Source organism: Pseudomonas sp. (assembly GCF_035554175.1).
Classification (GTDB): Bacteria; Pseudomonadota; Gammaproteobacteria; order Pseudomonadales; family Pseudomonadaceae; genus Aquipseudomonas.
Window position 1 is genome coordinate 154286 of sequence record NZ_DATMIV010000022.1, and the last position, 23407, is coordinate 177692.

The 23407-nt window shown below is 59.4% G+C and carries 25 protein-coding genes, 2 tRNA genes and 5 pseudogenes; 16 read left to right on the forward strand and 16 right to left on the reverse strand.

The features are described from left to right. The first annotated feature begins 213 nt into the window (after nucleotides 1–213). From VNV36_RS12085 to VNV36_RS12120, 8 genes and pseudogenes are all read left to right on the forward strand, one after another. Entirely contained in the window at nucleotides 214–621 is a 408-nt protein-coding gene (locus tag VNV36_RS12085) for an MbcA/ParS/Xre antitoxin family protein (protein ID WP_325717956.1), read from the forward strand. 11 nt (nucleotides 622–632) lie between these two features. Beyond that, complete coding sequence (locus VNV36_RS12090; protein ID WP_414705507.1) at nucleotides 633–1298, forward strand: RES family NAD+ phosphorylase; 666 nt, start codon at nucleotides 633–635, stop codon at nucleotides 1296–1298. Between the two features lie 149 nt (nucleotides 1299–1447). After that, entirely contained in the window at nucleotides 1448–1666 is a 219-nt protein-coding gene (locus VNV36_RS12095) for a tautomerase family protein (protein WP_007952610.1), read from the forward strand. Beyond that, a pseudogene (locus VNV36_RS12100) lies at nucleotides 1663–2307 on the forward strand (DsbA family oxidoreductase). The gene VNV36_RS12095 and the pseudogene VNV36_RS12100 overlap by 4 nt, the downstream one beginning before the upstream one ends. Before the next feature lie 33 nt (nucleotides 2308–2340). Next, entirely contained in the window at nucleotides 2341–3051 is a 711-nt protein-coding gene (locus VNV36_RS12105) for an SDR family NAD(P)-dependent oxidoreductase (RefSeq protein ID WP_325717958.1), read from the forward strand. A gap of 173 nt (nucleotides 3052–3224) precedes the next feature. Further along, nucleotides 3225–3407 carry a type II toxin-antitoxin system HicA family toxin gene (locus VNV36_RS12110; RefSeq protein ID WP_041071532.1) on the forward strand — a complete coding sequence of 61 codons (183 nt, stop codon included), beginning with the start codon at nucleotides 3225–3227 and terminating at the stop codon, nucleotides 3405–3407. 30 nt (nucleotides 3408–3437) lie between these two features. Further along, nucleotides 3438–3863, forward strand: coding sequence for a type II toxin-antitoxin system HicB family antitoxin (locus tag VNV36_RS12115; RefSeq protein ID WP_325717959.1), 426 nt, complete (start codon nucleotides 3438–3440; stop codon nucleotides 3861–3863). 85 nt (nucleotides 3864–3948) lie between these two features. Continuing rightward, nucleotides 3949–4229 (forward strand): annotated as a pseudogene (locus VNV36_RS12120) (helix-turn-helix domain-containing protein). Between the two features lie 118 nt (nucleotides 4230–4347). Here the strand turns inward: VNV36_RS12120 and VNV36_RS12125 are convergent. The 7 genes and pseudogenes from VNV36_RS12125 to VNV36_RS12155 form a co-directional block, all read right to left on the reverse strand. Further along, nucleotides 4348–4423 (reverse strand) — tRNA-Thr (locus VNV36_RS12125). 75 nt (nucleotides 4424–4498) lie between these two features. Further along, nucleotides 4499–5314: pseudogene (locus VNV36_RS12130) on the reverse strand (FkbM family methyltransferase). A gap of 330 nt (nucleotides 5315–5644) precedes the next feature. Next, nucleotides 5645–6874, reverse strand: a pseudogene (locus VNV36_RS12135) (methyltransferase); the annotation flags it as partial. Beyond that, nucleotides 6855–7544 carry an ABC transporter permease gene (locus VNV36_RS12140; RefSeq protein ID WP_325717961.1) on the reverse strand — a complete coding sequence of 230 codons (690 nt, stop codon included), beginning with the start codon at nucleotides 7542–7544 and terminating at the stop codon, nucleotides 6855–6857. The pseudogene VNV36_RS12135 and the gene VNV36_RS12140, both read right to left, overlap by 20 nt. Further along, a complete protein-coding gene (locus VNV36_RS12145; protein ID WP_325717962.1) occupies nucleotides 7541–8236 on the reverse strand; it encodes an ABC transporter permease in 696 nt (231 codons plus the stop codon). Before VNV36_RS12145 ends, VNV36_RS12140 begins: the two co-directional genes overlap by 4 nt. 78 nt (nucleotides 8237–8314) lie before the next feature. Then, nucleotides 8315–9067 (reverse strand): ABC transporter substrate-binding protein, encoded by a 753-nt coding sequence (locus VNV36_RS12150; RefSeq protein WP_325717963.1) that lies wholly within the window; start codon nucleotides 9065–9067, stop codon nucleotides 8315–8317. 13 nt (nucleotides 9068–9080) lie between these two features. Continuing rightward, nucleotides 9081–9854, reverse strand: a complete 774-nt coding sequence (locus VNV36_RS12155; RefSeq protein WP_186533794.1) for an ABC transporter ATP-binding protein — start codon at nucleotides 9852–9854, stop codon at nucleotides 9081–9083. A 543-nt stretch (nucleotides 9855–10397) separates the two neighbouring features. Here VNV36_RS12155 and gabP point away from each other — a divergent pair. After that, nucleotides 10398–11789, forward strand: a complete 1392-nt coding sequence (gene gabP, locus VNV36_RS12160; RefSeq protein WP_325717964.1) for a GABA permease — start codon at nucleotides 10398–10400, stop codon at nucleotides 11787–11789. 71 nt (nucleotides 11790–11860) lie between these two features. Here gabP and VNV36_RS12165 read toward each other — a convergent pair whose 3' ends face one another. From VNV36_RS12165 to VNV36_RS12175, 3 genes are read right to left on the reverse strand one after another with little or no spacing between them, the layout of a single operon-like run. Beyond that, on the reverse strand, nucleotides 11861–12313 hold the full coding sequence (locus tag VNV36_RS12165) for a hypothetical protein (RefSeq protein ID WP_325717965.1): 453 nt from the start codon (nucleotides 12311–12313) through the stop codon (nucleotides 11861–11863). Nucleotides 12314–12319: 6 nt separating this feature from the next. Continuing rightward, on the reverse strand, nucleotides 12320–12733 hold the full coding sequence (locus VNV36_RS12170; RefSeq protein WP_325717966.1) for a hypothetical protein: 414 nt from the start codon (nucleotides 12731–12733) through the stop codon (nucleotides 12320–12322). A 29-nt stretch (nucleotides 12734–12762) separates the two neighbouring features. Further along, a complete protein-coding gene (locus VNV36_RS12175) occupies nucleotides 12763–13704 on the reverse strand; it encodes an alpha/beta hydrolase family protein (RefSeq protein WP_325717967.1) in 942 nt (313 codons plus the stop codon). Between the two features lie 32 nt (nucleotides 13705–13736). Between VNV36_RS12175 and VNV36_RS12180 the strand changes: the two genes are divergently transcribed. Together VNV36_RS12180 and VNV36_RS12185 are read left to right on the forward strand one after the other, a co-directional pair. Continuing rightward, entirely contained in the window at nucleotides 13737–14021 is a 285-nt protein-coding gene (locus VNV36_RS12180; RefSeq protein WP_325717968.1) for a hypothetical protein, read from the forward strand. A 16-nt stretch (nucleotides 14022–14037) separates the two neighbouring features. After that, on the forward strand, nucleotides 14038–14328 hold the full coding sequence (locus VNV36_RS12185; protein WP_325717969.1) for a YceK/YidQ family lipoprotein: 291 nt from the start codon (nucleotides 14038–14040) through the stop codon (nucleotides 14326–14328). A 12-nt stretch (nucleotides 14329–14340) separates the two neighbouring features. On the opposite strand, the gene VNV36_RS12190 is transcribed toward VNV36_RS12185, so the two are convergent. The 6 genes and pseudogenes from VNV36_RS12190 to VNV36_RS12215 all read right to left on the reverse strand — a co-directional run. After that, nucleotides 14341–14688 carry a hypothetical protein gene (locus tag VNV36_RS12190; protein WP_325717970.1) on the reverse strand — a complete coding sequence of 116 codons (348 nt, stop codon included), beginning with the start codon at nucleotides 14686–14688 and terminating at the stop codon, nucleotides 14341–14343. Between the two features lie 97 nt (nucleotides 14689–14785). Continuing rightward, nucleotides 14786–14861: transfer RNA gene (locus VNV36_RS12195), tRNA-Phe, on the reverse strand. Between the two features lie 91 nt (nucleotides 14862–14952). Beyond that, entirely contained in the window at nucleotides 14953–15225 is a 273-nt protein-coding gene (locus tag VNV36_RS12200; RefSeq protein ID WP_016772129.1) for an oxidative damage protection protein, read from the reverse strand. Next, complete coding sequence (gene mutY / locus VNV36_RS12205) at nucleotides 15222–16289, reverse strand: A/G-specific adenine glycosylase (protein WP_325717971.1); 1068 nt, start codon at nucleotides 16287–16289, stop codon at nucleotides 15222–15224. The genes VNV36_RS12200 and mutY overlap by 4 nt, the downstream gene beginning before the upstream one ends. After that, nucleotides 16286–18502, reverse strand: coding sequence for an AsmA family protein (locus VNV36_RS12210; RefSeq protein ID WP_325717972.1), 2217 nt, complete (start codon nucleotides 18500–18502; stop codon nucleotides 16286–16288). The genes mutY and VNV36_RS12210 overlap by 4 nt, the downstream gene beginning before the upstream one ends. Nucleotides 18503–18580: 78 nt before the next feature. After that, nucleotides 18581–18775: pseudogene (locus VNV36_RS12215) on the reverse strand (acetyl-CoA sensor PanZ family protein); the annotation flags it as partial. A 357-nt stretch (nucleotides 18776–19132) separates the two neighbouring features. Between VNV36_RS12215 and VNV36_RS12220 the strand changes: the two are divergent. The 5 genes from VNV36_RS12220 to hisA all read left to right on the forward strand — a co-directional run bounded on the left by VNV36_RS12220 (nucleotide 19133) and on the right by hisA (nucleotide 23399). After that, nucleotides 19133–20797 carry an OFA family MFS transporter gene (locus VNV36_RS12220; RefSeq protein ID WP_325717973.1) on the forward strand — a complete coding sequence of 555 codons (1665 nt, stop codon included), beginning with the start codon at nucleotides 19133–19135 and terminating at the stop codon, nucleotides 20795–20797. Between the two features lie 273 nt (nucleotides 20798–21070). Next, on the forward strand, nucleotides 21071–21664 hold the full coding sequence (gene hisB / locus VNV36_RS12225) for an imidazoleglycerol-phosphate dehydratase HisB (protein ID WP_016772125.1): 594 nt from the start codon (nucleotides 21071–21073) through the stop codon (nucleotides 21662–21664). Then, the gene (gene hisH, locus VNV36_RS12230) at nucleotides 21664–22302 is read left to right on the forward strand and encodes an imidazole glycerol phosphate synthase subunit HisH (RefSeq protein ID WP_325717974.1); all 639 of its coding nucleotides are present in this window, start codon (nucleotides 21664–21666) and stop codon (nucleotides 22300–22302) included. The genes hisB and hisH overlap by 1 nt, the downstream gene beginning before the upstream one ends. Next, nucleotides 22303–22566: a DUF2164 domain-containing protein gene (locus VNV36_RS12235; protein WP_325717975.1), complete on the forward strand. Its 264-nt coding sequence runs from the start codon at nucleotides 22303–22305 to the stop codon at nucleotides 22564–22566. Nucleotides 22567–22661: 95 nt separating this feature from the next. Continuing rightward, nucleotides 22662–23399, forward strand: a complete 738-nt coding sequence (gene hisA, locus VNV36_RS12240) for a 1-(5-phosphoribosyl)-5-[(5-phosphoribosylamino)methylideneamino]imidazole-4-carboxamide isomerase (RefSeq protein WP_325717976.1) — start codon at nucleotides 22662–22664, stop codon at nucleotides 23397–23399. The last annotated feature ends 8 nt before the right edge of the window (nucleotides 23400–23407 follow it).

Below are 23407 nucleotides of genomic sequence, written 5' to 3' on the forward strand. Positions count from 1 at the left end.
CGCTTATTCATGCGCGGGATTACAGCATTTCGAATCTTTTCTCACAGCTAAACGTCACTCTCTTGCACAGGTGTCGGAAGCTTTCCTGTCGAAAACAGCGAATGGGCTGATTTACTGTAGTTTCTCGAGGCGGTGTACATATACGAAGCTGATTAATAGATAGTATTCACATCTGTACTACACTTGCCTGCGTACCGATCAGGAGGGAAAAACATGCCAACCTCATCAACTGCCCTGACGCCACGCGAACAGCTGGACATGCCGGAAGCCGGCCGCGTCGCGCTGAAGTTCTTCTTCCACCTTATGGAGCATTGGGGCTGCAATGCCGAGCAGCAACGCACCTTGCTCGGTGGCGTCGGCAATACCACGTTCTACAAGTACAAGCACCTGCCAAACATTCGCCTGCCCCACGATACCCTTGAGCGCATCTCCTACCTGATGGGCATTCACAAGGCGTTGAGCATTATTTTCAGCAACAGCCGCGAGCGTGCCTACGCCTGGGTCAGCAGCCCGAACACGGCGGCGCCGTTCAATGGCAAAACGGCGCTGGATTACATGCTGGCGGGGAGGGTGGTCGATATCGCCGATGTGCGCCGCTACCTCGATGGAGTCCGCGGTTGAATGCCCCGGCACTGGTCGACGTGCCTTGGCCGCGTGCCTATCGCATCGTCAACAGCAGCTTCCCGCCGATTGCGCTGTTCGAAGACGTCCTCGATCCTGAAGACCTCGAAGTCGCCTACGCCATAGAAGCGCTGACCAATGATCGCCTGATCGAACAGGCGGGCGTACTCGCCCGGGTAAGTCCGGAGGATCGCCTGTCGGGCCCCGGATCCAGTCCAGTGATGGCGGCCTTCACCCACATCGGCAAACGCAGCCGCTTCAGCGACGGCACCTTTGGCGTCTACTACGCCGCCAGTAGCCAGGCAGCGGCCATCGCCGAAACCTGTTTTCATCAGGAACGCTTTCTGGCTGCGACCCAGGAAGCCGACCTCGAATTGACCATGCGCACTTACATCAATCAGGTGGTCAAGCCGTTGCATGACCTTCGTAATGGTTTCGAAAGCCTGCATCAGCCCGACCCGCAAGCCTACGGCCCATCGCAGGTGTTCGCACGGCAACTGCGCGATGCCCAGTCGTGGGGCGTGCTCTACAACAGCGTGCGCCTTCCCGGACATGAGTGCGTAGCGGCATTCCGACCTCCGGCAGTCTCTATTCCGAAGCAGGGCAAACACCTGCGCTACGTATGGAGCTCGGTGCAACGACGGATCACGACGGTTTTCGAAATCAGCCAGCTCTGAGAGGGCCGCCCGAACCGGAGCCTGGATATTCATTACACCGCATCACAAATGATGTACCTCACCCCTGCTTTTTCCCCTCCGCGCACACGCCTACATTGAGCTCCAACACCTGACCATCATCCCGAGGGCAGGTCACTGGAGTAGTCGTCATGCCATTTGTCAGCGTACGCATCACCCGCGACGGCGTTACCCGTGAGCAGAAAGCTCAGGTGATCGCCGAGATCACCGAAACCCTGGAACGCGTCCTCAACAAACGTCCGGATCTGACCCATATCGTGATCGAAGAAGTCGACACCGATAACTGGGGTTACGCCGGCATCACCACCACCGAATACCGCCGACAGCTGGCGGAACGGGGCCAGTCATGACCGCGACCGTGACCATCGATTTTGTCTCCGACGTAGTGTGCCCCTAGTGCGCACTCGGCGCGACGGCCCTGGAACAGGCCATCGGCAATCTGGCCGGGGAGGTTTCGGTTGAGCTGACTTACAAGCCCTTCGAACTGAACCCGGACATGCCCGCCGAGGGCGAACCGGCAGTGCAGCACCTGATGCGCAAATACGGCCGCACCGCCGAAGACGTCGCCGCCGGCAAGAAGATGCAGATCGAACGCGGCAAGGCCATCGGTTTTAAGTTCGACCTGGACAAGCGCACGCATTTTCATAACACCTTCGACGCCCATCGACTGCTGATGTGGGCGGCGCAGGAAGGGCGGCAGATCGAGCTGAAGAAAATCCTGCTGCGCGCTTACTTCCGCGACGGCGAGAACCCCAACGACCACCCGACGCTGATACGTCTGGCAACCAAGGCGGGACTGGATGCAGCGCGGGCTCGCAAGGTGCTGGCCAGCGACGAATTCGCCAGCGAAGTGCGGCAACTGCAGGCGTTCTATCGGCAGCACGGAATCAACTCGGTGCCAGCGCTGATTCTCAACGGCAAGCATCTGGTCTCCGGTTCGCAGTCGGTCGAGTACTACGAACAAATGCTGAAACAACTGGCTACAGCCTGATTCAACACCAACTTATAGATTGAGGATTTCATCATGAGCAATTCGAAAAAAACCGTCGTCATCACTGGCGCCTCCCAGGGTCTCGGCGAAGGCATGGTCAAGGCCTTCCGTGAGCTGGGCTACAACATTGTCGCCACCTCACGCTCGATCAAACCGTCGAACGACCCGCAAATCCTGACCATCGCCGGTGACATCGGCGATCCGGCCACCGCTCAGCGCGTGATCAGCGAAGGCGTGGCGCGTTTTGGTCGCATCGACACCCTGGTCAACAACGCCGGCATCTTCGTCGCCAAACCGTTCACTGCCTACACCCCGGAAGACTACGCCGCCGTGCTGTCGGTCAACCTCAACGGCTTCTTCTACATCACCCAACTGGCCATCGCCGAGATGGAAAAACACGGCAAGGGCCACGTGGTCAACATCACCACCAGCCTGGTCGACCACGCCATCGACGGCGTGCCCTCGGTCCTCGCTTCGCTGACCAAGGGCGGCCTCAACGCCGCAACCAAATCCCTGGCCATCGAATACGCCAAACGCGGAATCCGGGTGAACGCGGTATCACCTGGCATCATCAAGACGCCGATGCACGGCGAAGAAACCCACGCCGCACTGAGCGCGCTGCACCCGGTCGGGCATATGGGCGACATCGACGACATTGCGCAGGCGGTGGTGTATCTGGATAACGCGAAGTTTGTGACTGGCGAGATTCTGCATGTGGATGGTGGGCAGAGCGCTGGGCACTGATTGATCCGGTGGGACGAAGCCCTTGCAGAGATGTGAGGGCTTTTTTTGTGGGGGGTGATTTTTGGCCTGAAGGCGGGGGAGATTTCCGAGGATTGAGGTGAGGTGCAACAGATATGTTGCATGTGCAGCAGATATGTTGCACATTCGCTCTACCGAAACAGCGAGTGATGCACATGAAGTACAGCGAGTTTCGGCGATGGTTGAAAGCCCAGGGCGTCGAGTTCCAAACCGGCAAGGGCAGTCATTTCAAGGTTTCCTTGAATGGCAAATCAACTGTCTTTCCCGACCACGGAGCCAAGGAAATGGGCGAAGGGTTGAGAAAATCGATAATCAAACAGCTGGGCCTCAAGGATTGAGGTCCAGCTGTACCCATCAGAGGAAACGTGATGTTCGAATATGCGTTGGAAGTCCACGAGGAGCCGAGCAGTGTCTGGTTGTCCTGCGCAGAAATTCCAGAGATGCACGCCGCAGGAGACACCCTTGAGGAAGCACTCGATGGCGCGATTGATGCGATGGAAACGGCATTGTCGATCTACGTTGATGATCGCCGGTTGATTCCAACAGGTGATGCGGGAAAGCAGGAAAGTGACGTGGTGCTGCGTCTGCCTGCACTGACTGCCGCGAAGGTTGGGCTCTGGAATACGCTTCTGGAGTCTGGGGTCAGCAAAGCTGAACTGGCACGACGCTTGGGTGTGCAACGGCCCCAGGTAGATCGGTTAGTCGATTTCCTGCACCACTCCAAGATTGAGAATGTTGAGCGTGCTTTGCAGCAGCTTGGGCGGCGTATTTTGCTTTCGGTTGAGGCTGCGTAGGTTCGCCCAACTCAGCGTTAGAGACCAAGTCGCAGATATCAATAGCTGGTGCAGCCGTCTTTAAGCAACTGAAGGAGGAATTGCGATGGACAATGAGCTGGAGCGATATCAGCAGGACTTGCTGGATTCTGTCCGCCAAATGAAGGAGGGAAAAGCTGCTCGTGTGACAGAGGTGCCACTTCGGCGGCGGCTGAAGCAAGGGCCAAGGCGGGCGATTCGCAGAGTGCATTCGCCAAGTTGATCGGTGTGAGTCTGCGGACGTTGCAGGATTGTGAGCAGGGTCGGCAGCCGACAGGTGCGGCGCAGACACTGTTACGTGTTGCTAGTCAGCATCCTGAAGCGCTGCGGGATTTGCAGCCAGCCTAATGGGACTGTTCCGATTAGAGACTGGCGACGCGGTTGCTTATGATCGGAGATGTGGACGAAATGTGGACATCCCAGAAACAACAAAGCCCCTGCATTTCTGCAGGGGCTTTGTTTTATATGGTGCCGGCACCAGGAATCGAACCCGGGACCTACTGATTACAAGTCAGTTGCTCTACCATCTGAGCTATACCGGCGTGTGGGCGACGATTATAGCGACTCGGTCGCTTCTGTAAACCCCTGAATTCAGACTATTTTTGTACAGTGTCGAATCAGGCCCGGCGCAGGACTTTGCGCAGTTTTTGCAGGGTGCGCCAGGCGCGGCTGTTTTGCATGGCACGCAGTTCGGCTTCGGCGTGTTGGGCGCGTTGCAGGGCGGTTTCCAGTTCGGGGTTGAGCGGGTGGGCGAGGGCGTGGCCTTTGCAGAGTTGGAAGTTGTCGAGGTTGCAGGGCGGCAGGTCGAAGGCGGGTTTGAGGCTGGCGTGTTCGTTGGCGAGGAAGTAAGTGTTGAGGCCGTCGAAGAGTACGTTCTCGTATCCCCCCCGTCACCAGATGTTCCCAGGTGTGATCCCGTGCCCATGGGGTTTCGAGCAGGATGATCCATGGGCGGAACCGGTTGAAGTCCATGCCGCGCAGCACCGTTTCTTCGTGACCTTCGACGTCGATTTTCAAGTAGTGGATAGGCCGGTCGGCGGCGTATTCCTCGCAGATCGAGGTCAGGGTGAGGGCGGGTGACGGTCAGGCTGCGCACATCCATGCCGAGGTTTTTGCGTTCTTGCGCGACGACGGGGTCGACGGTTGAAAGTCCCGAGTCGGGAATGCCGTAAAAGATCAGTTCGCCAGTCTGGTCGCTGGCCACGCATTGCAAGGTAATGGTCGCGCGGGCGCTGCTGGCGAAGGGCGTCGTAGTAGTTCTGCATCGGCTCGACGTTGATGCCGCTCCAGCCATGATCGTAGAAGGCCTTGGTCACTGAGTCGTGGGCCGGGTCAGTGGCCCCGACGTCGATGTAGAAACCACATTCAAAGGAATTGAGGGCACGCCACAAGCGGACGTCTTCAAAATTCTGCGCATAAGAAATGAACGTCATTGTCGCTACCTTCCGACTTGTTGTTCTTGTTCGGAGACTGGTTGCCTTGTATAGCAGGGCTTTACGGAGGCCGCAATCATCCGCTCGGCGGGTACTCCATTCGCCAGTCATTTCGTTTTGCCTGGCAGCTTATGCACAACGCAAAGGCTCGAAGTCGGGCGTACCGAGACTTTGTGCATCTATTCGTATTTTCTTCGCAAACCCCTGTTTTACAGGTTTTTTATTTATATGAACAAAAAATGACCAGCACTGTTAATGCCGTGAAACAGGCGTCGATATTGGATCCTTTACAAATCCATCAACAGAGTTATCCACAGGCTGGGTGAATGATGGATGCTCAGCCAGCAACATCAAGTTGCGTGGAGTCAGCGATGATTCGCAGAACGTGCCGAGGCGTACGACGTATCCCTGCTCGGCGAGGAAAAGTGCCCGATCCAGGTTCAGCCAAAGCTCCAGCGGCCGCCGGAACAATCCTCGCAGTAATTCCAGGTTGCGAACCTTAGCCAATCGCTGCCAACCGACAGCTTCCAGCACCACCCAATCTGGTGAGCCGACTGTGGATAACTCTTTGAGGGCTGCCAGGTCGCGACAGTAATCGGCGAATGACTTGTCCAGCCATGAAGCGGGTAATGAGGGCGTTGGCAGATATTCGTCGACTCCGCGCAGCGCTCGTTGCAGCACATCGAACGCCAGGCGGCGGGCCATGGATATGTCGCGCTGGCGTCGGACGCGTGCACCGGCGGTGACAGTCTCACTCATCGGCAGCGCCAGATCTTCGAGCGAGAGTTGTAGGAGCGATCCCGAGCCGGCCGAGGACAATGCCTGATATTCGTTGCGGTCGATGCGGTTGTAGCAGCAGGGCGCGATTGCCATTTGTTCGCAGCCGGCCGCGCTGGCCAGTTGCATCAAACGAACATGCAGGTCGCCGCAGGCGTGCAGAGCCACGGGGGTGTGGGCTGCGTTCAATACGCCTGGGGCATCCGCCGCCAGGACATCCTGTTCAACATGCAGTGCATGCAGATGATGGCGCTGACTCAACGCCTGTCCGCTGGCGACCAGCGCCGGATCGTATTCGACACAGGTCAGTTGCTGGCCATCACCCAACAATCGCCGGCCCAGGTGCCCTTTTCCGGAACACCAATCCAGCCAGTGCCTCGGTTGGGAAGCGAAGGCCAAACGACTGGCAAACGCTTCAATCTGTTGCCACTTGCGCCCCGGCACCTCGACATTCAAACGATGGCCTGCGGTTTCCAGCGCATGCCCCGGCAACTCACCGACCGCGCTCAACTCAGCTGACAACGTCGCCAATGAAGCGAATGGCTCCGGTGCATCGATGAGATCGGCGGGGCAATTGTGCGCCAGCTCCGCATTTTCCAGCGATCGCCCGCGTAGCCACAAAGACAACTCGGGGTAGGCGGTTTCCCATGGGAGTGAAAGATGCGTGAACGGTCGAGGCTTCCACAACGCCTGATGCGTTGTAAGAAAACTATCCAGCGCGGTGAAGCGGGCGAGCAGATCCTCGCCCGTCAGCACGCAGGAATCAGCGCCCTTGGCAGGCATCGACGCGCAGCCATCGCTCCAGCAGCTTGAAGCCGCGTACCAGCACGTAAGCCATGACCAGATAGAACACGCCGGCAGCGAAGAAGATTTCCACCGGGAGGTAGGTGCGGGCAATGATCGTACGGGCCATGCCAGTCAGTTCCAGCAGGGTCACGGTGCTCGCCAGGGCGCTGGCCTTGAGCATCAGGATCACTTCGTTGCTGTAGGCCGGCAGGCCGATCCGCGCTGCACGCGGGAGGATGATGTAAAACATCGCTTTCGGCCTGGACATGCCCAGCGCCCGCGCGGCTTCAATTTCGCCAGGCGGAATTGCCTGTATCGCACCGCGCAGAATCTCGGCGATGTACGCCGCTGTGTGCAAGGTCATGGTCACGGTTGCACACCAGAACGGATCGCGCAGATACGGCCACAGCGAGCTTTGACGCACGGTGTCGAACTGCGCCAGACCGTAATAGACCAGAAACAACTGCACCAGCAACGGCGTGCCGCGGAAAAAGAAGATGTAGGCGTAAGGCAGCGAGCGCACGTACCACAGCTTCGAAGAACGGGCGATGCCCAGCGGAATCGCCAGCAGCAGGCCGGCAATGACTGCGATGGCAACCAATTCGAGTGTCAGGGTCGCACCCTGCGCCAGTTTCGGCAGCCACTTGATAATGACTTCCCAATTCATTGTGCGCTCCTCGCAAAGCCGCGGGCGGCGCGTTTTTCCAGGAAGTGCATGCCGGTCATCGCCAGCACCGTCAGGCCGAGATACATGACTGCCGCGACCATATAAAAGGTGAACGGCTGTTTCGACACGGTCACGCCGATCTGCGCGTGGCGCATGATTTCTTCTAGGCCGATGACCGATACCAGTGCGGTGTCTTTCATCAGGATCATGAACAGGTTGCCCAGGCCCGGCAGGGCAATGCGCCACATCTGCGGCATGATCAAGCGGGTGAAAATCCGCCATCTCGACAGGCCCAGGGCCTGGCCGGCTTCACGATGGCCTTTGGGAATGGCGAGCAGGGCGCCACGAAATACTTCCGTGGCGTAGGCGCCAAAGCACAGGCCCAGTGCGATAACACCAGCGGTGAAGGCGTTGAGTTGCAGGTCGGGGTTGCCGAAATACTCACCGAGCGCGCGCATCAGGTTGACCGTGCCGAAGTAGATCAACAGCACCCAGAGCAGTTCCGGCACACCACGTACGATGGTCGAATAGATGCCGCCAAGCCATTGCAGCGGCTTGTACGGGGAAGTCTTGGCCAAGGCGCCGAGCAGGCCGAGCACCAGGCCAAGGCACAGGGCGGTGAGGGCCAGTTGGACGGTCATCAGCGCACCGGCTGCGAGCGCCGGGCCGAATCCGTAGAGGTCGATAATCATGGGTTTCTGTTCAACTTGCGGCAGGCAAAGTCGGGAGCCGGCGCCGCCTCGATCACGGCGCCGATCCCGCAGGTCAGATCAATAGATGCTGAACGGGAAGTACTTGTCGTTGATTTTCTTGTAGGTACCGTCAGCGACGATTTCCTTCAGGGCGGCGTTCAGCTTGTTGCGCAGTTCGTTATCACCCTTGCGCACGGCAATGCCGATCTTGTCGCTTTCTACAACCGGGTCGCCCTTGAACTCGTAGTTCTTGCCGGCATCGCTTTTCAGCCAGTCGTAGTTGGCGTACTTGTCGGCGAGGATGGCGTCGACGCGACCGGAGGTCAGGTCGAGATAGGCGTTTTCCTGGGTGTCGTAGAGGCTGACTTTGATGTCATCACCGTAGGTGTCTTCCAGCCAGGTGCCGGCCAGCGTGGCGCGCTGGGTACCGATGACCTTGCCTTTGAGCGAGTCCTTGTCGGTTTTGAAGTCGACGTTTTTCGGCGCGATGAACTGCAGCTTGTTCGAGTAGTACGGGTCGGTGAAGTCCACCGCGCCTTTGCGCTCTTCGGTGATCGACAGCGAGGAGATCAGGAAGTCGAATTTCTTCGCGTTCAGGGCCGGGATGATGCCGTCCCAGTCGGAGGTGACCACGGTGCATTCGACTTTCATCTTCGCGCACAGGGCGTCGCCGATTTCCTTGTCGAAGCCGACAACCTGGCCGCTGGCGTCTTTGTTGTTGAACGGCGGGTAGGCGGCCTCGATACCCATTTTCAGGGTTTCAGCCATGGCACCGGCGCTGAACGCGAGAGTGACGGCTGCGGCCAGGAAAACCTTCTTGAAATTCTGCATGCATGTTGCTCCGTTAGCGGTTGCTGGACATGAATTGTTTGCAGCGCGCCGAAAGCGGGTTGTCGAACACCTGCTGTGGCGATCCTTGCTCTTCTACCAGGCCCTGGTGAAGGAACACCACTTCGCTGGAGACCTGACGGGCGAAGCCCATTTCGTGGGTCACGAGCAGCATGGTGCGGCCTTCTTCGGCCAATGCGCGGATGACACTAAGTACTTCCTGAACCATTTCCGGGTCAAGGGCGGAGGTAGGTTCGTCGAACAGAATCACCTTCGGCTGCATCGCCAATGTGCGGGCGATCGCTGCGCGTTGCTGCTGGCCACCGGACAGTTGCGCCGGGTAGGCATGGCGCTTGTCGGCGATGCCGACCTTGGCCAGCAGGGCTTCGGCGACTTCAATGGCTTCGGCTTTGCTCTGGCCGAGCACGCGGCGCGGGGCTTCGATGATGTTGTCGAGCACGCTCATGTGCGGCCATAGATTAAAGTTTTGAAATACAAAGCCAATCTCCGAGCGCAGGCGATTGATCTGCTTGCCGTCGGCGGCGACCAGTTCGCCATTCTTGGCGGCTTTGAGTTTGAGTTCTTCACCGGCCACCAGAATCTGCCCCTGGTGCGGGTTTTCCAACAGGTTGATGCAACGCAGGAACGTGGACTTGCCGGAACCGGAAGAGCCGAGGATCGAGATCACGTCGCCGTCGCGGGCGGTCAGCGAAATGCCTTTGAGCACCTCAAGCTGTCCGTAGCGTTTGTGCAAGTTGCGGATTTCAAGCGCGGGCGTGGCCTCAGCCATGTGCGTTCCTCATATATGTTGCGCTCCTGCTGTTGGCGGGCCTTCCTGGCGAGGCGGCCAAGCTAGCATAGCGTTTCAATGGCAGCCAACAGCGCTACGAACGGTAAACGGGTGGCATGTGGCGGGTTGTCGCATCGGCGCAGCAGACTGTCGCCCCATCAACAACCGAACGGGTGTTTGATCGTGCTGGCCTGTGGGTGTCGCGTAAAAAAAGGCGCGATGTTGCCAGCTTTGGCGGGGTGTTGGAAGCGCTATCCGGCCGAACGTTCCTTATTCGCCCTTTTTCTGTGCGTCGCGCACTTTTTCTGTGTGTTTCTGGTGCGCGGATTCGTCTTCAAAGTGAGTCGCAGGGTAACGTTCTGGCGAATAGCCATTGAACTCAAGGACTTGCATCGAATGCCGGAAACCCCGGCCTCTAAGGACTTGAAACATTTTGGCGCAAATCTTGCGTGCAGAATAAGGAACAGGCCGTTGGATTCTTTTTACGAGAAAGAATTTTCAGACGTGCCGGATGCACTCGCTTTCCTTGCAAAGGTAGTCTCTATGAGCAGTACCCCAAGCTCCAATGGCCTCGAACAGGGGCTCAAACCGCGTCATGTGACCATGTTGTCGATCGCCGGTGTGATCGGCGCCGGTCTGTTCGTCGGCTCCGGCCACGCCATTGCGGCCGCCGGTCCGGCAGTGCTGCTGGCCTATGCCGCCGCCGGCACTTTGGTGGTGTTGGTAATGCGCATGCTCGGCGAAATGGCCGTGGCCTCGCCGGACACCGGTTCGTTCTCGACTTACGCCGACCGCGCGATCGGCCACTGGGCCGGTTTCACCATCGGCTGGTTGTACTGGTGGTTCTGGGTGCTGGTGATTCCGCTGGAAGCCAACGCTGCCGCGACCATTCTGCATGCGTGGTTCCCGGGCGTGGACATCTGGGCCTTCGCCCTGGTCATCACCATGCTGCTGACCGTGACCAACCTGTTCAGCGTGAAGAACTACGGCGAGTTCGAGTTCTGGTTCGCGTTGATAAAGGTGTTGGCGATCATCGGTTTTATCGGTCTCGGCCTTGCGGCGATTTTCGGCTTCCTGCCGACCAGTCAGGTCAGCGGCGTATCGCATCTGTTCGACAGCGGCGGCTTCCTGCCCAACGGCATGGGCGCTGTGCTGGGCGCGATCCTGACCACCATGTTTTCGTTCATGGGCACCGAGATCGTCACCATCGCGGCGGCGGAATCGAAGGAGCCCGGCAAGCAGATTTCCAAGGCGACCAACTCGGTGATCTGGCGGATCGGCCTGTTCTACCTGGTTTCGATCTTCATCGTCGTGGCGCTGGTGCCATGGAACGATCCTACCCTTGCAAATCTGGGTTCCTACCAGACCGTGCTTGAACGCATGGGCATTCCGAACGCCAAGATGATCGTCGACATCGTCGTACTGGTCGCAGTGACCAGTTGCCTGAACTCGGCGCTGTACACCTCTTCGCGCATGCTGTTCTCCCTCGGCAAACGCGGCGATGCTCCAGCCATGTCGACCCGTACCAACAAAAGCGGCACCCCTTACTGGGCGGTAATGTTGTCGACCGGCGCAGCGTTCCTCTGCACCTTTGCCAACTATGTGGCTCCGGCCGCGGTGTTTGAATTCCTCCTGGCCAGCTCAGGCGCCATCGCCCTGCTGGTGTATCTGGTGATCGCCTTCTCGCAACTACGCATGCGTAAACAGCGCATGGCGCGGGGCGAGAGGATCGTGTTCAGCATGTGGCTGTTCCCCGGCCTGACCTGGGCGGTGATCATCTTCATCGTCGCGGCGCTGACCATCATGTTGTTCCAGGAAGCCCATCGCGTGGAAATCCTCGCCACGGGCCTGCTGAGCCTGATGGTGGTAGCCGCTGGTCTGCTGGTGTCGCGCCGGCGCAAGCTGGAGAAGCGTGGTGCGGTGGTGTTGAACTGATCCGCAACGCGTAATGCAAAACGGCCGCTGTCAGGGATGACTAGCGGCCGTTTTTTGTTTCTGAGAAGGGCTTATTCGCTCTTGTCTTCCTGGGTCTCTACCGACTTCCCATAAGCATCCAGCGCCACCCCGAAATCCGTAATGAACTGCGGCTCGCTCAGCCAGGCCTGGGCTTGTTCGATGGTCATGCCATCGGCCCACATGCGGTAGTCGATGAGCATGTCGGCAGCCAGGTGGGTGGCGGCCATGCCTTCGTTGTCGGCGTTTTCCAGGTCGAGCAGTTCAGGATGGTCGACGATGATGAACGCCAGCTCGCGCAGCAGGGTCAGCAGCATTTCGTTGCGGCTGATGGCTTCGGCGTCGCGCATTTTGCTGAACATCGCCAAGGTGTATTCCGGTATCGGCTCGGCGAGGTGGCCGAGGTCTTCGTCCTGATCCAGCGGTTTGCGCCCGACCATGCGGATTTGCTTGGCTTTGGCCTTGGCGCGTTTGGCGCGTTTCTGTTGCTTGTTCAGGGATGCCATGGGAGCTCAGTTCTTCTGTTGGGTTTGTGCAGCAATCGCCTCGGATGCCGCCACGTAGTCAGCCTGGAAGGCCGGGGATTCGATCCATGCCAGCGCGCCGGCCTCGTCGGTTTCCTGCGACCACTGGCGATACTCGATCAGCGCGGCAAGGATGAAATCCATCGCGCCTTCCTCGCCTTCCTGCTCATAGACCAGTTCCAGCAGCGGGTCTTCGAGGAACGCCGTGCACATGGCCTGTTGGCTGATCTTCTCGGCGTCGATCATTTTCTTGAACAGCTCGGTCAGGTCCACCGATTCGAAATCGATGCGGTCGTCGTTCGGATCCAGCTCGACCGGCGCTTCGGCGCGCTTGGTGCGGTTCTGCTTGGCCTTGGCTTTGGCCCGGGTGGCGCGTTTTTGCTGCTTGTTGGCGGAGGCCATGATGTGTTCCATCGTGCGTTGAGAAGGGCTCAGCTGCGTGGCACTTGCCGCCCGGGTGTGGCGGGGGCCAGCTCGCCGGTTTGCAGCCAGGTCAGAGCGATGGGCCATAGTGTGGCTTGGTATGCGCTGCGAAAAAAGGCGAAATGTCCGACTTGTTGTTCGCCGATGTCCTGCGGCTCAATGCGCAGGTGGGTTTTTGCTGCGTTGCTGAAACAGTCGAGCAGGCGTTCGATCGCCGGGATTGTGCCGTAAGGGTCGTCGCTGAGGCTGATGGCGAGGATCGGCGCGCGTACGTTGGCGAAGGGCAGGTGTCCGGTTTTCACCAGCAGCGCCCGACCGCTGGGGCGCTCTTCATAGCGCGGGGAGGGCGTACTCCAGTCGCGCACGACACCTGCGGGCGTGTCTTCCAGCCAGCCAAATCGCTTGCCGGGAAAGTAGCCGCAGATCATCGCCATCAAAGGCATCACGACATGCCATTTGGCAAACATTCTCCAGCGCTGTTCGGGGGCGTAGTCACGCCAGTAAGCGAACTGTGCGCCGACGGTGACCAGCCGTCGGATCACCGTGCCCGACTCGCCCAGGCCCGCCGCGCAGCCGCCGAAACTGTGACCGACCACATCGATCGGCTGGCCGGGAAATTCCCGTTGCGCGCGTTTGAGCATCGCTTCGAAATCCAGCGCGCCCCAGTCGGTCCAAGAGGCGCGCAGCCCTTTGATCGATTCGCCACGCGATTCACCGATGCCCCGGTAGTCGTAGGTCATTACGTCGAAGCCATGACTGAACAGATAGGCCGCGAACCGTGAGTAGTGGCGGCAGCGCACGGACGTGGCGGCGTTGATGATGACTACCGCGCGCCGGGGATCGGGCGAACTATGGCGCCAGGTGAAGCCGCCGAGTGCGTAGCCGTCGGCTGCGTTCTCTATGAACGATTCGCCAATGGTTACCGGGTCGGTCGAAAGGCATTTGTTCATAAGGGTTCTGCCTTTGCGAAGGTGGATCGAGAATGAGCCTGGAACTGGCGCCGAGCAATATACGGAACGCAGTGCGTGGCGAATTCAATGTGATTGAATTCGTGACGCGCTGCGTCACGATTTACATAAGTCCGAGAGACAGTTCATTTCACATCCGCTCCAGTTCATGCAACGCGCAGCGGCGTAATCCCAACATGACAGCGTTCGAATACGCCGCCGCGCAACAAGCAATCTGGTTTAACCGATATGCCGAGTCAGCAGGTAAAGCAGTCACGAGCGGAAGGCGCGAATACAATCCCGCGCCCAGTATTTTGTGACGTAAGGGACGCTGTTTTGAAAGGGATTCTGCGAATTGGCTGTGTCATAGGCCTGGCACTGCTGTTGGTTGGCTGCGGAACGTTTATCGGGCGCTTGAATGATGGTCTGTCCGACGCCGAGTATTACCGGGGAGTCGATGGCGGCCTACACCTGCTCGGTGTTCGGGGAGGAGGCAGCGATGGCATGCCGGCGGCGATCATCTGTTACATGATGATTGTCTGCCCGGTCATCACTGTTGTATCCCTGCCAGTGGATGCCGCCGTGGATACAATCTTGTTGCCCGTCGATTACATCAACACCCTGTGAAGGCGGCATGCGCTATCGACCTGTGCGCTTACCCTTCGGCCTCTGCTCACGCACCCGTCCTTTGCGATAAACCCACAACGCAAACACACCAATGGCCAGCATGAACGCCGTCCAGAAGCTCTGCCAAACGAACTCGAACCAGTATCGCCGAGGTTGCAGTGCCAAGGTGTAGGTGCTGCGCGGCCCGCGATTGTTGGTGGTGATGGAACCGCTGATCCAGCTTTCGATCAGCATGTAGATTGAGAGGCAGATGGCAATCGCAATCAGCACGCCGGCGAGGACGGTCAGCCAATAACTTACCCGGCTTTGCCGATACGGCGGCGGATAGGGCAGGGGGACTCGGGTTCGTTTCTGATTCATCGAGTGATGACCCTCTTCCGTAAGGGGAGTAAACAATGCCCGACAAACTCCGGGCATAAAAAAACCCTGAATCTTGCGATTCAGGGTTTTCGGTATTTGGTGCCCAGAGACGGAATCGAACCGCCGACACGGGGATTTTCAATCCCCTGCTCTACCGACTGAGCTATCTGGGCAACGGGGCGCATTAAAAGGGTTTTTCGAATTTACGTCAACGACTTTTTGAAAATTTCTTAAATTAATTCCGTCGCTTACGAAATTCGCAGGTTATTCGGCTGGCGGCACGTAGCCTTCGGCCTTGGCGTATTCCTCACCGGAGAAGTACTTGTCCATTTCGCCCTGAAGGTATTTGCGATCTTCGGCGTTCATCATGTTCAGGCGCTTTTCGTTGATCAGCAGGGTCTGGTGTTTCTGCCAGTCGGCCCAGGCTTTGGCGGACACGTGGTCGAAAATATCCTGACCCTTGGCACCCGGGAAAGGGGCGCGTTCCAGAGCGGGCAGTTCTTCTTTGTACTTGCGGCACATTACGGTGCGGGTCATGGCGACTCTCCTGCATTCAAGACGGCGGCCGCGCGTTCGAGCAAGGTCTTGACCGGGGCGGCGAGGCCCAGGCGCGGCGGGGTGGCGAGGTTATACCAGAGCCAGTCGGCCTCGGCCACGTGGTGGCTGGCTTCCTGGACCTGGACCAGCCAGGGTTCGATGGCCAACTGGAAGTGGCTGAAGGTGTGCACCAGGCTCGGCAGCGCCTGCTGCTGGCCCATGGTCAGCGAGTGCTGATCGGCCAGATGCTGCAGATCGCCGAGGTCATCGAGCTCCGGCAGACTCCACAAACCACCCCACAGGCCCGTCGAAGGGCGGCGGTAAAGCAGAATCGCGCCTTCGCCATTGGCCAGCATTGGCATCAGCGTGCGTTTCTGCGGGATGGCCTTGCGTGGCTTGGGAATCGGGTAGCGGGTTTCCAGACCGAGCATGTGCGCTTCACAGCCGCGCTTCAGCGGACACAACAGGCAGCTCGGCTTGCTGCGTGTGCACAGCGTCGCACCGAGATCCATCATCGCCTGGGTGTAGGCATTGACCCGATCATGCGGGGTGAAACGCTCGGCGTTGGCCCACAGCTGTTTGGCTACTTTCGGCTCGCCGGGGTAACCCTCTTGTGCGGTGAAGCGCGCCAGCACACGTTTGACGTTACCGTCGAGAATCGGTGCACGCAGGCCCATGCTGATGCTGGCGATCGCGCCGGCGGTGGACAGGCCGATCCCCGGCAGCTCGGTGAGCTTTTCCACATCACGGGGAAATTCGCCGCCGTACTGGCTGACAACGATTTTCGCGGTCTTCTGCAGATTGCGCGCACGGGTGTAATAACCCAGCCCGGTCCACAAATGCAGCACCTCGTCTTCCGGCGCTGCGGCCAGCGCCTGGACCGTAGGCAACGCTTGCATGAAACGGTCGAAGTAGTTGAGCACTGTACTGACCTGAGTCTGCTGCAACATGATCTCCGACACCCACACCCGATACGGATTGATGTCCTGCTGCCACGGCAAGTCGTGGCGACCGTGGCGGTCGAACCACTCCAGCACCGCCGTGGAAAACTGCTCCGCTGTCATCGCTTGAACAGCCCCTTCAATGCGTTTTTCAGTTCCGGGCTGACTTTGTCACCCAGTTTCTCGTCGATTTTCTCGCTGAGCTTGTTGCCAGCCATTTTGCTCGCGACCTGACCGAGACGGTCGTTATCAACGCGGCAGGCCTTGGCCCCCAGTTCCAGCGGGCCACGGCAGCGCAGCGGCCACTCGATGCCAACGAATTTTTCGCCGACCTGACAGGCCGGATCAGGCATGGCACTGGTGTCGCCTTCGACGATGATGCCGACGCGGTAATCCATGCCCAGTACACGCAGGTCGATATCGCCGTCGCCGTTGACGGTCATGCCGGGGATGCGCACTTTCAGGTCCGGGTTACTGGCGACGCCGTTACGCACGGTCAGGTTGCCCTTGAGCTCTTCGAACGGCGTGTCCTTGCCACGCGGCTCGCCGCTCAGGGTTTTGCGATTGAGGGTGGCGATACCTTTGCACAATTGCTGTTCAAGGTTGGCGTTGAGCAGTACGCCGTTGTTGATGACGAAACTGGCGTTGCCGTTCAGCGTGTCGATCAGCGCCTGTTGGCTGTTGCCGCTGCCGGTAAGGCTGCTGGTCAGGGTCACCAGGCCTTTGACTGGCGGGTTCTTGCCCTGGCTTTCGATGATTTTTTCCGCAGGGACGCGATTAAGGCGGGTCTGCAGGTTCAGCACCGGCGCGCTTGGGCGCACGTCGAGGGTGCCGTTGGCGACGAAGCCGCCGTTGTACAGCTCACCACTCAGGTTGCTCAGGGTCAGCAGGCCGCCCTGGCCGGTAGCCTTGAGCGCGGCGTTCTGGATCGGCAGCTTGTCGAGGGTCAGTTGGCCGAAAGTCAGGTCGGCGTCGACATCAAGTTTGGCCAGGCGCTCGACCGGCAGCAGACGCTCGGTGCTCCAGGCGGTCTTGCTCGGTTTGTCCGGCAGCGGCGTGGTGCCTGCGACGGCTCCGGCCTCGGTGCTGGCGACTTCGGCCTGTCGCGTCTGTGTGGCGCTGTTGGCCTGGGCCGATTTCGGTGGCAGGTAGCGGTCGACGTTGAACGTGTCAGCCTTGAGGATCGCGCGCAGAGACTGTTTGGCAAAGTCTTCGATGGCGATGCGACCGCTGAAGCTGCTGTCGTCGAGTTTCAGGTTGATGTTGTCGAGTGACAGACTGCTCGGAGTGGCGGCGACACGGCTGACCAATTCGACTTTGCTCAGGCTGCCTTCGGCCATTTTCGGCAATGTCTGGCCGATGCTGTCGACAAATTTCGCCAGATCGAACTGGGCGATGGAGATACCGCCGCTGATCTGTGGTGTCTTGTCGAGGTCGTTGGCCTTTAGCTCACCGATGGCGCGTAACTGGTTGGCGGAGAGCTTGATGCCGGTCCATTCGGCGACGTTGGCGGCTTTATCCAGCAACAATTGCCCTTGCGCGGAGAAAGTCATGGTCTTGCCCTGCAGCGGATCGCCGGCCAGTTCGCCGGTAAGCTTCAGGTCTTCGAACTTGTAGCGCTGCAGGGCGCGCTCGAAGCGCAGTTCGCCGTTGAGCTCGGTGCGCACGCGCAGCACGGGCTGGTTGGTGCCGAGGAACGCGGTGGCTTTCACCGGAATATTGGTCGAATCGTGCACCGGACCGGTGCTCAGCTGAATGCTCTCGGCGCTGAACTGCTTGCCGGTCAGCTCGTCGATGTACTCGACGCGGGCGTTGTTGACAGTCAGGCTGTCGATATCGAGGCGGATCGGTTGCGCCGGTTTTTCCACGGCGACGGTCGGCTCGCTGGTCGCAGAGCCAGGCGTGACGGGAGGAGTCGAACCGGGCGCGACCGGCACCTTGCCAATGTCTTCCCAGTTGCCATGGCCGTTCTTGTCACGGTTCAGGCGCAGGTTGAGGCCTTCCACGCGCACGTCGCTCATCTGCACTTCGCGGCGCAACAGCGGCAGTACGCGCACAGACAGGCCGAGCATCTGCAAGTCGGCAAACGGTTCAGTGGGTTTGGCCAGGGTGGCGACGCTGGCTTCGTGCAATTCCAGGCCCAGCCACGGAAACAGGCTCCAGCCGATATCGCCATTGAGCGTCAGCTCGATGTGGGCCTTGTCGCGGGCAATCTGGCGGATCTCGTCTTTGTAGTCGTTGGGATCGAAGAGGTGGGTCAGGGCGAAACCTGCTGCCACGATGATCAGCAACAACCCGAGAAGTACCAGACCCAGGATTTTGCCGAACGCTTTCATGGGCGAGTCCTTGTAGTTAGTCGAATTCGTCAGTTGGCCGGGGAGTATAGCGCTGCAAGCACCCGGTTCGGTGTGGCGTCATCTGCCGAGGGTCGGCGGTGGCACCTGCAACCTCGCCACCGGTGCCTGCGCTTGAGGATGCCCGGCGGGCGCCAGAGGGCGCAATCCGGCCCCCGCTTGCGACGCCATTTTTTGCGCTTGGTTCACCAGTCGTTCAGCCCCGCCAAGGCGACGGGTAACTTTTCGCACGCATAAATGGGACAAGTAGCAAATGCACATCTCGCTCGTCAGGCACCTGAACCACATCCGGCATGGTAACCCCGTTGAAATGCCGTCTGTAGGAGCTGCGGAACGCTGCGATCTTTTGATTTTGGCATTTTCAAAAAGATCAAAAGATCGCAGCGTTCCGCAGCTCCTACAGGGGGCGAGAACAGATGACTTGAAAAAAGGTGATATCAGTTTGGTTTTTCTGTCACGTGAGAATGGTAACCTTCGCCAGTTCGTCCGCCCGTCTGCGACTTAAGGTCGCGCCTTCAAGGAGCTTCACCTAAAAAAACGGTCATGCCTGCGTGCATAAGGCCGAGGGTGAGCAGTGGCTGGCGAACCATACTAACAATTGGGGGATACACAATGAGCACGAGCATCACGGCGGACGGCCAACGCGCCGACCAGCCTGCGTTCCTGTCCAAGGAGCGCATCATCGCCAAGCCCGGTTTCAACCGCTGGCTGGTACCACCGGCCGCTTTGGCCATTCACCTGTGCATCGGCATGGCCTACGGCTTCTCGGTGTTCTGGTTGCCGCTGTCCAAGGCACTCGGCGTTACCGCGCCGGTGGCTTGCGCACCGGACATGAGCTTCATCGCACAGGTATTTTCTTCGAACTGCGACTGGCCGATCTCCATGCTCGGCTGGATCTATACGCTGTTCTTCATCTTCCTCGGCTGCTCGGCCGCGATCTGGGGTGGCTGGCTGGAACACGCCGGCCCGCGCAAGGCCGGCGTAGTTTCGGCACTGTGCTGGTGCGGCGGTCTGTTGATCTCCGCGTTGGGTATCTATACCCACCAGATCTGGCTGATGTGGATCGGCTCCGGCGTGATCGGCGGTATCGGTCTGGGCCTGGGCTATATCTCGCCGGTGTCGACCCTGATCAAGTGGTTTCCGGACAAGCGCGGCATGGCGACCGGCATGGCGATCATGGGTTTTGGTGGCGGCGCGATGGTCGGTGCACCGTTGGCGACTGCGCTGATGAGCCACTTCGCTTCGCCTGAAGGTGTCGGCGTTTGGCAGAGCTTCGTGGCCATGGCGGCCATCTACTTCGTGTTCATGATCGGTGGCGCACTGTCCTACCGCGTGCCGCCAACCGGCTGGAAGCCTGAAGGCTGGACCGCGCCGGCGAAGAAAGCCTCGAACGCGATGATCACCAACCGTCACGTCCACGTGAACGTAGCGTGGAAGACTCCGCAGTTCCGTCTGGTATGGCTGGTGCTGTGCCTGAACGTGTCGGCGGGTATCGGCATCCTCGGCATGGCTTCGCCACTGTTGCAGGAAGTGTTCGGCGGCAAACTGCTGGGCGTTGACGTGCCGTTCGGTCAACTCGACGCTGGCCAACTGGCCTCAATCGCGGCGATCGCAGCGGGCTTCACCGGTCTGCTGAGCCTGTTCAACATCGGTGGCCGCTTCTTCTGGGCCTCGTTCTCGGACTACCTGGGCCGCAAGAACACCTACTTCGTGTTCTTCGCCCTGGGTTTCGCTCTGTACGCGCTGATTCCGAACCTGGGTCACCTGGGCAACGTTGCGCTGTTCGTGGCGGCGTTCTGCATCATCCTGTCGATGTACGGCGGTGGTTTTGCCACGGTTCCGGCCTATCTGGCTGACCTGTTCGGTACGCAGATGGTCGGCGCGATCCACGGTCGTCTGCTGACTGCCTGGGCAGCGGCCGGTGTGCTCGGCCCGGTGCTGGTGAACTACCTGCGTGAATATCAATTGAGCATCGGCGTGGAACGCGCAGCTGCCTACGACATCACCCTGTACATCCTCGCCGGCCTGTTGGTGCTGGGCTTCCTGTGCAACCTGATGGTGCGCCCGGTGGCCGACAAGTACTTCATGACCGACGCCGAACTGGCCGCCGAACAGGCGCTGGGTCACGACAAGGGCGCTGATGCCAGCACCGTTCTGGAGTGGAAAGCCGCGCCGGGCAGCAAGCCGCTGGCCATTGCGGCATGGCTGGTGGTGGGTATTCCGCTGGCGTGGGGTGTGTGGGTGACCCTGCAGAAGACGGCGGTACTGTTTCACTAAGGTGTCAGCTGGATAAACACCGAACCTGTGGGAGCGAGCCTGCTCGCGAAGACGGAGCACCAGTCGACATGAATGTTGGCTGGCAAACCGCATTCGTGAGCAGGCTCGCTCCCACATTTGTTTTTGGCATGCCTGTAATGGCTTGTATGGACATGTCTACCCGCGACGGCCGGGTGTTCTATCCGTCAGGCATCTCACCTATCGTGTTTCTGTTTCGGCCCCGCGTGCCTATAATGGCTGCCTTTTTCGCCCAATGATTTTGCGGAGCTGGTGATGGCCGAACGTAAGGCGTCTGTCGAGCGCGATACTCTGGAAACCCAGATCAAAGCCTCGATCAACCTTGATGGCACCGGAAAGGCCCGATTCGATATCGGCGTTCCTTTTCTTGAGCACATGCTGGATCAGATTGCCCGTCACGGGTTGATCGACCTGGATATCGAATGCAAGGGCGATCTGCATATCGACGACCACCATACGGTGGAAGACGTCGGTATCACCCTCGGCCAGGCGTTCGCAAAAGCCATCGGCGACAAGAAAGGCATCCGTCGCTACGGCCACGCCTACGTGCCGCTCGATGAAGCGCTGTCGCGCGTGGTGATCGATTTCTCCGGTCGCCCGGGCCTGCAGATGCACGTGCCGTACACCCGCGCCACCGTTGGTGGCTTCGACGTTGACCTGTTCCAGGAATTCTTCCAGGGCTTCGTCAACCACGCGCTGGTCAGCGTGCACATCGACAACCTGCGCGGCACCAACACTCACCACCAGATCGAAACCGTATTCAAGGCTTTCGGCCGGGCGCTGCGCATGGCCGTAGAGCTGGACGAGCGCATGGCCGGGCAAATGCCATCGACCAAAGGCGTGCTGTAATGCAGACGGTTGCAGTAATCGACTACGGCATGGGCAACCTGCACTCGGTGGCCAAGGCGCTGGAGCATGTCGGCGCCGGCAAGGTGCTGATCACCAGCGATGCGACCGTGATTCGCGAAGCCGACCGTGTGGTATTCCCCGGTGTTGGCGCGATTCGTGACTGCATGGCGGAGATCCGGCGCCTCGGCTTCGATTCGCTGGTACGTGAAGTCAGTCAGGATCGCCCTTTCCTCGGTATCTGCGTCGGCATGCAAGCCTTGCTCGACAGCAGCGAAGAGAACGACGGCGTTGACTGCATCGGCCTGTTCCCGGGGGCGGTGAAGTTCTTTGGCAAGGATCTGCACGAAGACGGCGAGCACCTGAAAGTCCCGCACATGGGCTGGAACGAGGTGGAGCAGAACATCAGTCACCCGCTGTGGCACGACATTCCGGATCTGGCGCGTTTCTACTTCGTGCACAGCTACTACATCGCCGCCGCCAATGCGCGTCAGGTGGTGGGCAGCGGTCATTACGGTGTCGATTTCGCTGCGGCGCTGGCCGATGGCTCGCGCTTCGCCGTGCAGTTCCACCCGGAGAAAAGCCATACCCACGGCCTGCAATTGCTGCAGAACTTCGCCGCATGGGACGGTCGCTGGTAAATGGCTGCCAAGAAGTCCAGACCGCCGATTCTGACCCTCACTCCCGAACAGGAGAGCGAGGCCAATCGCAAGATTCAGCGGTTCATGGAGGATCGTTTCGAACTGGACCTGGGGGCGTTCGAAGCGGCGGAAATTCTTGAGCTGTTTACCCGCGAAATTGCTCCGCACTATTACAACAGGGCGATTTTCGATGTGCAGACCCACCTCAAAGAGCGGTTTGAAAGCATTGAAAGCGACCTGTGGGCGCTCGAAAAAAGCAGCTGAAAGCTCCAAGCTTCAAGCTGCGAGAGTAAAACGAACACACGCATGCTTGCAGCTTGTGGCTTGCAGCTTGCAGCTCTTTTGACGAAGGAAAAAGCATGCTGATTATTCCCGCTATCGATCTCAAGGACGGTGCCTGCGTACGTCTGCGCCAGGGCCGCATGGAAGATTCCACGGTGTTCTCCGATGACCCGGTGAGCATGGCTGCCAAGTGGGTGGAGGGCGGTTGCCGCCGTCTGCATCTGGTCGACCTGAACGGCGCGTTCGAAGGCCAGCCGGTCAACGGCGAAGTGGTCACCGCGATCGCCAAGCGCTACCCGACCCTGCCAATCCAGATCGGCGGTGGCATCCGTTCACTGGAAACCATCGAGCACTACGTCAGGGCGGGCGTGAGCTACGTGATCATCGGCACCAAAGCCGTAAAGGATCCGGCGTTCGTCGCGCAAGCCTGCCGCGCCTTTCCGGGCAAGATCATCGTTGGCCTGGATGCCAAGGACGGTTTCGTCGCCACTGATGGCTGGGCGGAAATCAGCACCGTGCAAGTGATTGATCTGGCCAAACAGTTCGAAGCCGACGGCGTGTCCGCCATCGTTTATACCGACATCGCCAAAGACGGCATGATGCAGGGCTGCAACGTTCCGTTCACCGCCGCGCTGGCCGCCGCCACCAGGATCCCGGTGATCGCTTCCGGCGGCATCCACAATCTGGGTGACATCAAATCGCTGCTCGACGCCAAGGCACCGGGCATCATCGGCGCCATCACCGGCCGGGCGATCTACGAAGGCACTCTCGATGTCGCCGAAGCGCAAGCTTTCTGCGATTCGTACCAAGGCTGAGGACTGAC